At 44.8% G+C, this 12,342-nt stretch carries 11 protein-coding genes; 7 read left to right on the top strand and 4 right to left on the bottom strand.

Annotated features, from left to right (window positions below):
• Positions 1–168 precede the first annotated feature (168 nt).
• The 3 genes from G3R49_RS00260 to G3R49_RS20210 all read left to right on the top strand — a co-directional run bounded on the left by G3R49_RS00260 (position 169) and on the right by G3R49_RS20210 (position 2,920).
• Positions 169–1,488, top strand: coding sequence for a serine hydrolase (locus G3R49_RS00260; RefSeq protein WP_167868272.1), 1,320 nt, complete (start codon positions 169–171; stop codon positions 1,486–1,488).
• A gap of 343 nt (positions 1,489–1,831) precedes the next feature.
• Positions 1,832–2,752: a bifunctional helix-turn-helix transcriptional regulator/GNAT family N-acetyltransferase gene (locus tag G3R49_RS00255; RefSeq protein WP_167868271.1), complete on the top strand. Its 921-nt coding sequence runs from the start codon at positions 1,832–1,834 to the stop codon at positions 2,750–2,752.
• Between the two features lie 39 nt (positions 2,753–2,791).
• Complete coding sequence (locus tag G3R49_RS20210) at positions 2,792–2,920, top strand: hypothetical protein (RefSeq protein WP_280954580.1); 129 nt, start codon at positions 2,792–2,794, stop codon at positions 2,918–2,920.
• Positions 2,921–2,998: 78 nt separating this feature from the next.
• Here the strand turns inward: G3R49_RS20210 and G3R49_RS00250 are convergent, their stop codons facing one another.
• Complete coding sequence (locus G3R49_RS00250) at positions 2,999–4,066, bottom strand: linear amide C-N hydrolase (protein ID WP_130599391.1); 1,068 nt, start codon at positions 4,064–4,066, stop codon at positions 2,999–3,001.
• 196 nt (positions 4,067–4,262) lie between these two features.
• On the opposite strand from G3R49_RS00250, the gene G3R49_RS00245 reads away from it, so the two are divergent.
• Complete coding sequence (locus G3R49_RS00245) at positions 4,263–5,150, top strand: LysR family transcriptional regulator (RefSeq protein ID WP_167868270.1); 888 nt, start codon at positions 4,263–4,265, stop codon at positions 5,148–5,150.
• Between the two features lie 199 nt (positions 5,151–5,349).
• Here the strand turns inward: G3R49_RS00245 and G3R49_RS00240 are convergent, their stop codons facing one another.
• Complete coding sequence (locus tag G3R49_RS00240) at positions 5,350–6,882, bottom strand: amidase (RefSeq protein WP_167868269.1); 1,533 nt, start codon at positions 6,880–6,882, stop codon at positions 5,350–5,352.
• Between G3R49_RS00240 and G3R49_RS00235 the strand changes: the two genes are divergently transcribed.
• Positions 6,866–7,906: a LysR family transcriptional regulator gene (locus G3R49_RS00235; protein WP_167868268.1), complete on the top strand. Its 1,041-nt coding sequence runs from the start codon at positions 6,866–6,868 to the stop codon at positions 7,904–7,906. The genes G3R49_RS00240 and G3R49_RS00235 overlap by 17 nt on opposite strands.
• A gap of 30 nt (positions 7,907–7,936) precedes the next feature.
• On the opposite strand, the gene G3R49_RS00230 is transcribed toward G3R49_RS00235, so the two are convergent.
• Complete coding sequence (locus G3R49_RS00230; protein ID WP_167868267.1) at positions 7,937–8,815, bottom strand: LysR family transcriptional regulator; 879 nt, start codon at positions 8,813–8,815, stop codon at positions 7,937–7,939.
• 165 nt (positions 8,816–8,980) lie between these two features.
• Between G3R49_RS00230 and G3R49_RS00225 the strand changes: the two genes are divergently transcribed.
• The gene (locus tag G3R49_RS00225) at positions 8,981–10,054 is read left to right on the top strand and encodes a linear amide C-N hydrolase (RefSeq protein ID WP_167868266.1); all 1,074 of its coding nucleotides are present in this window, start codon (positions 8,981–8,983) and stop codon (positions 10,052–10,054) included.
• Between the two features lie 170 nt (positions 10,055–10,224).
• On the opposite strand, the gene G3R49_RS00220 is transcribed toward G3R49_RS00225, so the two are convergent.
• The gene (locus G3R49_RS00220) at positions 10,225–11,112 is read right to left on the bottom strand and encodes a LysR family transcriptional regulator (protein WP_167868265.1); all 888 of its coding nucleotides are present in this window, start codon (positions 11,110–11,112) and stop codon (positions 10,225–10,227) included.
• Positions 11,113–11,295: 183 nt separating this feature from the next.
• On the opposite strand from G3R49_RS00220, the gene G3R49_RS00215 reads away from it, so the two are divergent.
• Complete coding sequence (locus G3R49_RS00215; protein ID WP_165399000.1) at positions 11,296–12,309, top strand: linear amide C-N hydrolase; 1,014 nt, start codon at positions 11,296–11,298, stop codon at positions 12,307–12,309.
• Positions 12,310–12,342: the final 33 nt, after the last annotated feature.

Genomic DNA, 12,342 nt, shown 5'->3' with positions numbered 1-12,342 from the left:
TAGAAAAAGACCAAGACCCCCCTATCCTACAAACCTTAAACCTTGGGTTAAAGGTTCTTACACGCACCCATGTCGGACTTATCGTTTAATAGAGCCATAGCAAAACGATAACCCAGTGGCGAACTTGATTTAACCACTACCGAATTTAACCGACAGAAGGTACATCCCATGAAAAAGACACTACTTGCACTAGTCATCGCATCAATCACAATGAGCGCTTCTGCACTGGATTTAGAAGGTGCAGACAAATACAAATCTTATGAAGAGCTTGGCATCATGCAGCCAGTTAGTGGCATCGTTGTTCCTGACGATAAGCAAGTGACTGCTAAAAATGCCATCTTTGGTGTGCCATACAACCGTTATGCATACCAACATATGCGCGAGTTCTTCGCATCAACTGATGTTGCACCTGCTAAGCAAGCTATTGAACTTGAGCGTGCTATCGACAACTCAGTTGAAAACATCAAAGTGAACAACGCAGACGGTGAAGCACGCACCTTCGACCAGTTCATGGATGAGACCTGGGGCGACTCAATCATCGTGGTACACGGCGGCAAGGTTGTTTATGAGAACTACCGCAACGGCATGACCAAAGACCAACCACACCAAATGATGTCAGTGACTAAGTCATTCGGTGGTCTAGCGGCAATGATGGCTGTTGAAGAAGGTAAGATTAACCCTAACGACAAGGTATCTAAGTACGTACCAGAATTAGCCGAAGACCGTGCTTTTGGTGGCGCAACCGTTCAACAAGTGATGGATATGACCAACTCGATGAACTACAACGAAGACTACGCCGACCCTGAAGCAGACGTTGCACGATACGGCGCAGTGCTTGGCTGGCTACCTAAGCAAGAAGGTAAATCATACCCAAATAACATGTATGGTTTCTTGCAAGACATTAAGCTGGAAAAAGGACTAGAACATGGTGAAATTTTCCACTACCAAACACCAAAAACTGACGCGCTAAACTGGGTTACGGGCAATGCAACTGGCGCAACCTTTGCCGACTTCGTTCAAGACGACCTATGGGCTAAGCTAGGCACAACCGGTGACACTTATGTATTAGTTGACCCAGTTGGTTTGGCAGTAGCAGGTGGCGGCTTAAATGCTAGCCCAGACAACCTAGCTAAGTTTGCCGCAATGATGCTAAACGATGGTCAATTTAATGGTGAGCAAGTGGTGCCAAAAGCGGTTATCGACCAACTAGCAGCAGGTGGTAGCACTGAAGCATTCGGAAAAGGCCCAGATGCAAGCAACAACATGCCTGCAGGTGAATGGAGCTACCGAGGTCAATGGTGGGTGAGCCATGAAGAAGGCGCAGAAGCATTTATGGCGATTGGTATTCACGGCCAATGGATTTACATCGATGTTGAGCGCGACGTAGCCATTGTTAAGCAATCTTCTCAACCTAAATCAGTGACTCCGGCACAAGAGCGTTACGACCTAAACGGCCTACGTGCACTGGTTAACCACTTTGCCAAGTAAGTAGTAAAGGTCTTAAAAGTAAAAAGCTCGCGCCAATGCGCGAGCTTTTTTATTGGTGGAAGTATTAACAATCCAAGCATTATAAAAGCGCTTTTAATTTAACGCCTTACCAATCGACGCCCCCTCTATTCGATGACACCAAGGGAGCATTGACAACCTAAAAGGGAGTCCAACTGCGCTGCGTATACAAAGTATCAACAGCATGCTTAGTACGTGCGGGATAAAAATAGAAGATAACCGCAAACTATGGCCCTTGACTCAATTTTAGAAAAACTAACATGTTGCTTTTGTCAACATGAACACGTATGTTGACAAAAGCAACATACTAATGGGAGGGAAATTAATGACAAATTTAGACAAAACTGTATATGAAGTTCGAAGCTTTAATAGATTTCACACTAAGTTAGTCGGTGCATTAGATGAGGGGTTGTTAGCCTCTAACTTCCCATTAGTACAAGTCAGAATTCTTTTTGAACTGGCAAACAACGAAAATTTAGCCGCTGCGGATTTAATTGAACGACTATCTATAGATAGAGGTTATTTGAGCAGAATGATTTCGGCACTTAGCCAACAAGGTTTGATAAATAAAGCCCCAGATGCAAAAAATAAGAAACGAATAGTGTTATCTCTATCTGACTCTGGCAAGGCAATTTTTGACCAGTTAGATAGTGCATCTTCACGAGAAATAGGTGAGCTGATCTCCACTTTATCTCGCCAAGAGCGATCTGAGTTGGTATCTGCCCTTAGGAAAGTTCGTCGCATGCTAGGAGAGCAACCAAGCAAACGAGAATATAGCTTGCGTGAACCCAAACCTGGAGACATGGGTTGGATAACCCACAGACAGGGATTGTTATATAACAATGAATATCAATGGGATTGGAAATTTGAAGCATTGGTAAGTCAAATTGTCGGCAACTTTGTCGTCAACTTTAATCCAGAATATGAACGCTGCTGGATAGCGGAAATGAATGGCGAAGTTGTCGGCTCAGTGTTCATTGTCCGTGAAAGCGATACGACCGCAAAACTACGACTTCTGTATGTAGAGCAAGCAGCGCGCGGGCTAGGCTTGGGCCAGAAATTGGTAGATGAGTGTATTAGCTTCTCACGCACTAAGGGCTATCAACGTATTGAGCTTTGGACTAACTCTGTCTTGCACTCGGCTCGCAAAATCTACGAAGCTGCAGGCTTTAAGCTCATCAAAGAAGAGCCTCACCATAGCTTTGGTCAGGATCTCATTGGGCAAGTATGGGCACTTGATCTATAACAAGCGCACCTCACAAAAACACTTTTAAACAGAATGAAGATGTCCAACTGCAGTGCTGTGATTGGCTGGCGACGTAAACAATCTTCTCAACCTAAATCAGTGACTCCGGCACAAGAGCGTTACGATCTAAACGGCCTGCATGCACTGGTTAACCACTTTGCAAAGTAAGCAGTAAAGGTCTTTAAAAATAAAAAGCTCGCGCATTTGCGCGAGCTTTTTTATTGGTAGAGGTATTAATACTCCAACTTACTTACATTCACCCCAAGAGATTTTCTCACCAGCGCGAGCTTGCTTAAACATGTCTGCGCACATTGGCTCAGTAAAGGCTTTTGTTTGAGCAAAGTTAATGTTGATTTGCGAACCATTACCTTCGTTGTAGTAAGTGGTATCACCTGTTTCTAGGTTATAGATGTAGGTTTCCCAAGTTGCGTATGACTCACCGTTTGTTGGGTCAATCAAGTCTTGAGGAACCTTGTTACCAAAGTCGAAGATACCTTTCATTTTACCGCGAGTATCAACCCAGTCAGCTTTAGGGTCTAACTTAGCGTGAGTAGTTGCATGGTAGCCACGAATATAGCGAGATGGCGAGCTGATATCACTTGGTAGCTCTTCTGCTTTGTTCAAGTCGAATTTTTTCGCATGCTCTAGGATATCTTGGCGAAGCGGCATGTTAGCCATTACGCGCAGGTCGCTGTTGATGTCACCACGGTGAACCACCATTTTACCGCCTTCATTCAATTGGAATAACGCGATATCGCCAGACTTATCTTGCACAGAGAAGTGGAAGCCATGCTGGTGCCCGCCAATACCGGTTTTCCATGCTGTTTGGAACTCGCCCGCTTCAAACGCATTAACGGCTTCATCAACAGTGGCGAATTGCGTCACCAAGAAGTTAACGATTTGCGACATATGAACTGTTGGCGCACCGTTATCTGCTGCATCTTTTACAAACTCTACAGAAGGGTTTTGATAAAGCAGTGATGCTGAAAGACCTTTATCGTTGATGGCTTCACCGGAAGTACCGTGGAAGGTTTCAACTTCAACGTAATCAACTGTGTGGTGTTTTACCGTCCAGCTTGCTGGGTTCTTGTACTCTGGTACTTTGTATGCTTCAACAGCAACACCTGCAGGGTAAGCTTTAGCGATAGATTGTAGCTCGCTGCCGCCCCAGTCAAATGAACGTGCAACCGTTACACCGTGAGTTTCACCACCGTCCATAATAAGACGTGAACATGCGTTTGCCGCAGATACTGATGCGATTGAAGCAACTGCGATAGCTGCGATTGCTAATTTATTAAGTTTGAAGTTTTTCATAAGATTCTTCCTCTAGCCATTACATAGTCAATTTTGAAATCTGGGGATTAGCAAAACGCTTTTTATTAACTGCCTTGCCAATCGATGAGTTCATTATGTAACTTTGGAATTAGAACCTTAACAGCACCAAGAGCGGCATAAACCCTCCCTTATGTTATGCTAGATTCATCGTGATTGGATTTTAAGAGCTAAAAATATGGCAATGACACTAGAACAACTCAGCGCTTTTGTTGAAACAGTCGATAAAGGCAGCTTTAAGCAAGCCAGCATTAAGTTGGGCAAGCACACCTCAACCGTCAGCGGCTTGATAGCAAACCTAGAAGCTGAGCTAGGCATGGAGCTATTCGTGCGCAAGCCTCGCTCATTGGAGATCACGCCAAAAGGGACTGAGATGTATCGTTATGCCCGGTCGGTGCTCAGAGAATGTGATTTGTTAGATGTGAAAGCCAATAGCTTGTTAGAGGGATTACCATCCACGTTTACCATTGCTGTAGATAGCGACCTGATGGGAGCGGATGTCGCCAAAACATGCGCCAAGTTGGTTAACAAGTTTCCATCAATTGAATTCAAAATCATTGCGGTAGACCCAATGCAAGTGCGCAGTCATGTACTAAATGAACAGGCAGATATGGGCTTTGGCATTGCATTGTTCAGAGGGCACCACGAGTTAACAGTGGCTGACGGTTACTCATTTAATGTGGTGATGGTGGCTTCACCACAGCTAGATTGTAAAGAGAAGTTGGTCTCGCTAGAGCAAGTGAGGGGAATGCTACAGGTATCGGCATTATTCATGAAGCAGACCGCTCAAGAAGATACTCACAACCTCAGCTCACGCACTATTTACAGCAATAACCTGCGCAACTCGATTGAACTGATAAAACACACTGAGGCATGGGCGATGCTGCCAGAGTTTCTTTGCTTAAAAGAGATCGAAGCAGGTGAACTGGATAAAATGTACATTTCACCCACGGCATCAAAGCGCCCTAACCAGTGGGCGACTGAAATAAGTTGGCTAACGGCGCGGCCACGGAATGCTGTTATGGACTATATGATTGACGAACTGGCAAAGCTGCCGAATCGATAAAGAGTTTGTCGAATATAGCTGTTTCTCGTTTCAGCTAGCTTTGTTAATTGTAGACAAAACAAGAATGGACTAAATTCGGTTATCCAATGAGTCGCCCGCGAAACTACTTATCAGTGAGCAAAAATAAAAAATCCCCGCTAATTTTTTAGCGGGGATTTTTTCATACTATCAAGTGACTAGGGTAACTGAAACAACCTTATTACTTAACGCCTTTTGGCAGCAGCTCACCTGTAAAGAACTTAGGAGCGCCTTTGCTGTATGCGCCAGCAACTTTAACTACTGTTGCAGTGTCATCCGGCTTACCAATAATTTGCATACCAAATGGAACACCGTCTGGGCTTAGGCCAGCTGGTACACTTGCCGCTGGCAACCAACCTAATAGGTTGAATGGTAGGGTGTACATCATACCAACAGCTTTGTCGTAAGTTACGCCATTTTCAACAATTGGCTCACCAACAATAAAGTCGTAATCAGCTGGAACAGTAACCGTAGGCATTGTAGGTGCAATAACTAGATCGTAGCCTTTTGCGTAGATTTCAGTTGATAACTTAGTCCACATGCGTAGTACTTCAGCTTCTGTTTTAGCTTGTGCACGACCGTCGTAATCTTCACGATGACTAACAGCTTTACCAATTAATTTGCCTGCATATGGTGACATTTGGTCAGTGTGGTCGCCGTAAGCGTCCATCATTGGCGCGCCCATCGCACCAGAGAATGCTAGGTTAGAGATACCTTCAAGCAGACCCATTTGCATTTCGAAGTCAAACTCAACAACATCAACAGTAGCACCTTGCTTACGTAAAACTTCCAGGCCGTTTTCCATACCTTTAGCAACGTAGTCAGCCATTGGGCTGGTGCCCATATCGCCGATGTAAGCGATCTTCATGCCTTTTAGAGACTCAACTTCTTTAGTTAGCTTAGGTTGCTCACCCACAGTTGGCACAGACATAGCAGCATCTTGGCCAGACATAACGTTGTACATCATTACCATGTCTTCAAAGCTACGTGCGATTGGGCCGCTACCTGAGAAGTACGAGTAAAGCATAGCGTTTGGTACAGTGAACGCTGCTGGCTTCAGGCCGTATAAACCGTTAAAAGATGATGGAATACGGATTGAGCCGCCCATATCTGAACCCGTTGCCATGGTTGCGTAACCTGCGGCAACTGCTGCGCCAGAACCGCCTGATGAACCGCCTACAGCGAAGTCAGGATTCCAAGGGTTACGGGTTGTACCCCATGCTAGCGTTGATGTTACCCAGCTGAAGTAAAACTCTGGCACAGTAGTTTGAATCACAGGGATCGCGCCAGATGCATTCATTTTAGAAACCATTGGATCCGCGTACTCCATTGGCGCGTCATCCATATGTAGCTTCGAGCCAAATGTGACTTTCCAACCCTTGTCATGGTGCTCATCTTTCACTGCGTACGTCACACCTTCCAGCTGGCGGTAAGTGCCATCTTCGTAACGTTTAGTCGCTTCTTTCGCAGCTTTCATTGCTGTTTCCCAGTGCTCAAAAGTCACTGCGTTAACAACCTTGTTGGTTGCATCGTACTGAGCTTTTTGCGCTTTAAGCACGTCAACAGGGGTAATTAAGCCACTCTTGAACAGCTCAATTTGTGTGTTAGCTGGCATGTATGCCAATTCTTCTTGAGAGAAATCTGCTGCTAATGCGCTCCCAGCTACTAGAGCTAACGCGATTGGTGCAAATTTAAAAGTGCGTGATAGTGCCATCTTGATACCTATTGGATTACTGACGGTTACTTCACCTGTTGAAGCAACGCTTTTGATGCGGACAATTATTATGCAGATTGATTTGACTCACCATGCTCTCAAGGATAGGTTTAACCTATTCATAGGTTGTAACATGGGCAAGCTAATGGCAATTTCAATCGAACAATTACATGCATTTAGTGAAACCGTAGAGAAAGGTGGCTTTAAACAAGCTAGCCGAAGCATAGGAAAACATGCCGTCACCATCAGTGGGTTAGTGGCAAATTTAGAAAGTGAGGTCGGCTTTGAGTTATTTGTTCGTAAGCCTCGATCACTGGAGTTGACGGAAAAAGGTAATCAACTGTTTGAGCATGCACGTTCAGTGTTGCGAGAGCTTGAGCACTTTGATGCTAAAGCCAGCAGTTTATTGGAAGAAGAGCCCAGTCGAATCACTATTGCGATGGATACCGCCCTCAGTGGAGAAGAATTATCACAGGTTTATAAGCAGCTTTTTGTTCGATTCCCAACGCTTGAAGTGAAAATACTGACTGGAGATGCGCTGTTGGTGAGAAGCTGGGTATTAACAGGACAAGCTGATATTGGCTTTAGTGTCGGTACTTTTTCAATGCCTCATGAGCTCTCATCAGCTAGGGCCTTTAGTTTCCAAATTGCCAATGTCGCCTCACCAGACCTAGGGATCGCTGGCAAACAATTGACCAAACACCAAGTTCGCGGATTACGGCAGATATCAGTTAACTTTCTGAAAGTTCTAGGCCTCAGTGAAGGCCACAATATCAGCAATAAAGTCACATATTGCAATAGCTTGCATGAAATATTGAATTTAGTGAAACATTGCTCCTGCTGGGCAATCATGCCGCTGTACTTATGCAGAGAAGCCATTGAAAACGGAGAAGTCGATAAATTTGAATTAGAAGTAGAAGACAGCGCACACTGGTATACAGACGTCATTTGGCGAACAGAAAAACCCGTCAACTCGGCAATGCGCTTAGTAATAGACGGCATATTAAAATTAGAAGACCGCTAAGTTTTATTATCTACACTGCCTTTAATTGAGCTAACGCACTGTAGGCAGTGTGTGGATCTCTTCAATAAACATCTTCATTGCAGGGTTGAGCACTTTTTGCTTTAGCCAGACGATGTTAGTGTTCCAGTCAGACACGCTTTCTTGCGTGGCTTGATACAGCTGAACCTGCTTTTCATTAAGCGCTTGCTGGCAAATAAAGCCCGGCAGCGATGCCCATCCCACACCTGCTTTTATCAAATTCAGAGTCTGCATTGCATTGTTGCAAAGCATAAATCGATGACTGGTGACATCAGCGCTGCGCATGCCTATATCCGATAAAAAAGACAGGCTAATTTGCAACTTATCATTGAGAAAGTCTGAGTCTAATTCAGCGGGTAAATCCCACGAGGCTGGCACTATGTGCTGCACACCAAAGGAGTAAGCTTTCTCGCTTTTAAGTTCATCGTGCAGGCGCAGTGTATTGAACATTAAGCCAATATCAGCAATACCCGAGAGAATCCAACTTTGAATTTGCATAGTGTCACTGGTCAGCAACTTCAATGACATGTGCGGGTAAGCCTTGGTGATACGCGCGATCATATTATCAATCTCACTTTCCATAAGACTTGAATCGATAGCAATCGTTAGCTTGTCAGGCACGCCCTGCAATATACTGTCTACGTTGGCATCAAACAGCGCAGCTTCTTTTAACATGGCAAGCGCCGACTTATAAAGCTGTTCGCCTTGAGAGGTCACTTCCATTGAGCGTGCGTGACGAATAAACAACTCCAGCCCAGTATCAATCTCTAAGTTGTTTAACTGCTCTCTCACTGTAGAGACATGCTTTCCCAGGTGCCTAGCGGCCTGAGCCATCCCTTTATTATCGACAGTGGCAACAAAAGCACGCAGTTGATCCAACGATGCTGACATCTTTCACCTCACTCTTTCTCTTCACCCATCTCACAAGCGCCATTAATTCACAAAAGCAAGCATTTCATAGGGGAGTCCCCTACCCTAAGCGGCTTTGAAACAACCAAGTGATAGCAATAATAGACTCATACACAGAAAGAGTCCTCAACTAAAGAGAGAATTATTATGAAATCATTCAAATTAAACTCAATCGCTATCGCCGCTGTTGCTGCAATGTCTATCGCTAGTGTTGCTAACCTTGCTGAAGCTTGTTCACGCTTTACATTAGACACACCACACGGTGTATCTACAGTCCGCTCTTTAGATTGGGGTGACCAGCTAGGTAACGTTGCTCAAGTAAACCCTGTAGGTGTTAAGAACGTTTCAGAAACGCCTAAATACAAAAACGCAATGGAGTGGACAACTAAGTACCACGCAATTGCTCAAATGGAGTGGGATGTATTCGGCGGTGTTGCCTCTGATGCAATCAACTCTGAGGGTCTAGCGGCTTCTCTACTATACATGTACGACTCGGCTAAGTTCATCGAAGCTTATCAAGACTCTGGCGCACCAGCTGTGAGCTTCCTAGACGTCATCCGTTACATCACTGAAACTTATGCAACGACTGAAGAAGCAGTTAAAGCCTTCAACAATAATGAATGGCAAATCGCTTGGAAAGACGGCCTTCACGGTCACGAGCACGGCTTACACATTTCTATCCAAGATAAGTCTGGCGACATCGCGCTGCTTCAGCTAAATAAAGGTGGCGAAATGGTTGTTTATCGTGGTGATACTAAGTCTGATCTACGTGTTATGGCGAACTCTCCACTACAACAAGATCACCGTGCATACGTTGAGAAGGTTAACTTAGACGATCTAGCAGCTACAGGTATCCCAAGCTCAATCAGCTCACTAGACCGTAACCTACGTGGTCTATTTAACACTCAACACGTTGAATTCAAAGAAGATGCAAGCTGGGCTCAAACTCGCGGCAAGCTACTAAGTACATACAATGCAGGTAACTTGATCCCACAAGACCTGATTGACCCAACTAACGGTGAGACATACGCAACTTGGACTCAATTTGTGTACAACCACCAAAACGGTGACTTCCTATTCACTAACTACGACACTCGTGCTCAAATCGGCTACAACTTTAACGACACGCTAGGGTTCACCGAAACCATGTGTGCAGACACAGTGAAACAAGCTGAACAAGGCCTACAGAAAGCCGTATTTACTCAGTGTGCAGCTCAGTAATCGAAGCTAACTAGCTAATCTCAGATCCCTCAGACTCTCAGTCAGAGGGATTTTTATGCCTGCTGAGCTTATATGCGTGCTGAAGTGGTATGCCTACTGAAGTAATAAGCCAAGCAAGCTAACTTAGATACAAATTACCATTACCGCTTGCCACCATAAAACGAGACGTTTTAGTCAAAGAAAACCTTATCCAATCCCTGTACCTGTTGCGTAAATAACTCACCAGCCAGAGTCACTTCTTGCTCTGACTGATAAATAATCTCAGCGTACCAAACCGTTTCGCTCGCACCCTCAATTGAGAATTCATTTACCATGCCCGAGTCAATATCAGCTTTGGCGACAAACTCAGGCACTCGCATCCAAGTATTATCAAACCTAAGCATAGACATCGCTTCTCTGAGATTATTGGTCTTAATAAATTGGTCACTTAATACGTAGTGAGCGTCGTGTCGATATTTAAAAACAACATTAGGCACAATTTGAGTCAGGCTTGCCAGCTCCAGCTCCGTTGCCACCGTGCCTCTATTTAACGTATTCACACCCGCGACATCTACAACCGGAAAGTTATAGGCAGGCACATGTACCACAGACTCAATTTGTGAAAGCGGTGAGAATATCAACCCCATTTCTACCTCGCCGGCTCTAACCCATTCAATAACCTGCTCTGTGCCGCCAGTCAGTACCTGTAAATCGATCGTGGGGAATTGCGCTATCACCTCCATGTAACAGGCTGTCAATTCAGGGCAAAGCAAGGTGTTGTCTAAGGCTAAATTAAACTGCTCTGGAATATCTTGCTCATAGCTAGATAACTGGTGGTTCAATGCCTCAGCGGTTTCCAGCACGCGTCTGGCGTAGCGATATAGCTTTCTACCCTGTGAGGTTACCTCTAAGCGTCGTACATGACGTTCAAACAACACTAAATCGCAGCTATCTTCCATCGTAGCCACCAGCTGTGCAATGACCTGACTTCGCTTACCCAATTCAACAGCAGCAGCCTTAAAACTGCCCTTTTCTACAGTGTAAACAAACGCTTGCAATTGTGAGAGTGAAAAGTTCACCAATATACCCCGCTTAAATGTGCTCAACTCTCCCACATTATAAACATTGAAATCATGTTCAATGGCATTTTTAAACACTTATTACCATGTTCATAATGAAGTCATCCAAGGAGAACGGCCAAGAATTAGCGTAAGGAATTCAACTTAGGGTAAATGCCCACTCAAATTTATAAGGCTCATATTATGAAAAAGACAATCTTAACTATCGCCACTGCAGCTGTGCTTTCAGCAGGTTTAACCGCAACAGCTAACGCATGTTCATACTCGACTTTCGAAGTAGACGGCAAAGCCTATGTATCTCGCACAATGGAAGCGCCAGACTTCATGGGTGAACACCTAGTCACTGTGCCGCGCGGCTATGAAATTAATGGTAAGTCAGGTGATTACGGCTTCATTGGTATGCGCCACGAAAACACTGAGTGGATTTCATCAGGTCTAAACGAGCATGGCGTTAATATTGAATCGCTAGCGCTACTTGAATCAGAATACCTTGAAGAAGGCAAAGGTGACATAAACTACCTAGAGGTGGTTGGTCACGTGCTCGCTAACGCAAAGTCTGTCGACGAAGCGGTCGAATTACTAAAGAAAACCAAAGTAGAAACCACCAAAATCAAAGTTGCCCACGATCTAACTGTCGGCATGCACTACGCCATTCGCGACAAAGAACGCGCGGTGGTTGTGGAGTATGTTGATGGCTCAGGTTACCCAACTATCTACGAAAATGAAGTGGGCGTGATGGCCAACGACCCAGCATACCCTGAGCAATTGAAGAATGCGCAAAAGCACATCGACGCAGCGACAGCACGCACTGATGAAACCGTAGATATTTGGCAAAAACTAGATTCTGGTTCTGACAGCCGTTTCTCACACCTAGCAGCAATCAATGCTGAATATAAAAATCGTGGTGCTGACAAAGACGCCCGCAACAATGGTCTAGGCCGAGCGTTCTCCATTCTCAACGCCATGGAAATTGTACCAAGCACTATGTACTGGTTATGGGTTTCACCTGACTCGCAAATGATTGGCTACGGCAATGTAGTGGATATTGAGAACAAAGATTACTACTACCGCACGGTGAACAACCCAGACATCCGTAAAGTAGACTTAGACAAAATCGACTTCAGTACGGTTAAGTACTCGGCGAAAGATATTTACCAACAAGCACCAAGCTTTACTGAGGTTTCAGCCGCAGAGTAAGACCCAACACCTAAAAAGCGCCATGCAATAGTA

The sequence above is a fragment of the Shewanella sp. WXL01 genome, assembly GCF_012263345.1.
Taxonomy (GTDB): domain Bacteria; phylum Pseudomonadota; class Gammaproteobacteria; order Enterobacterales; family Shewanellaceae; genus Shewanella; species Shewanella maritima.
Note: the sequence above shows the minus strand (reverse complement) of the source record. Positions and strands in the feature narration are given on the sequence as shown.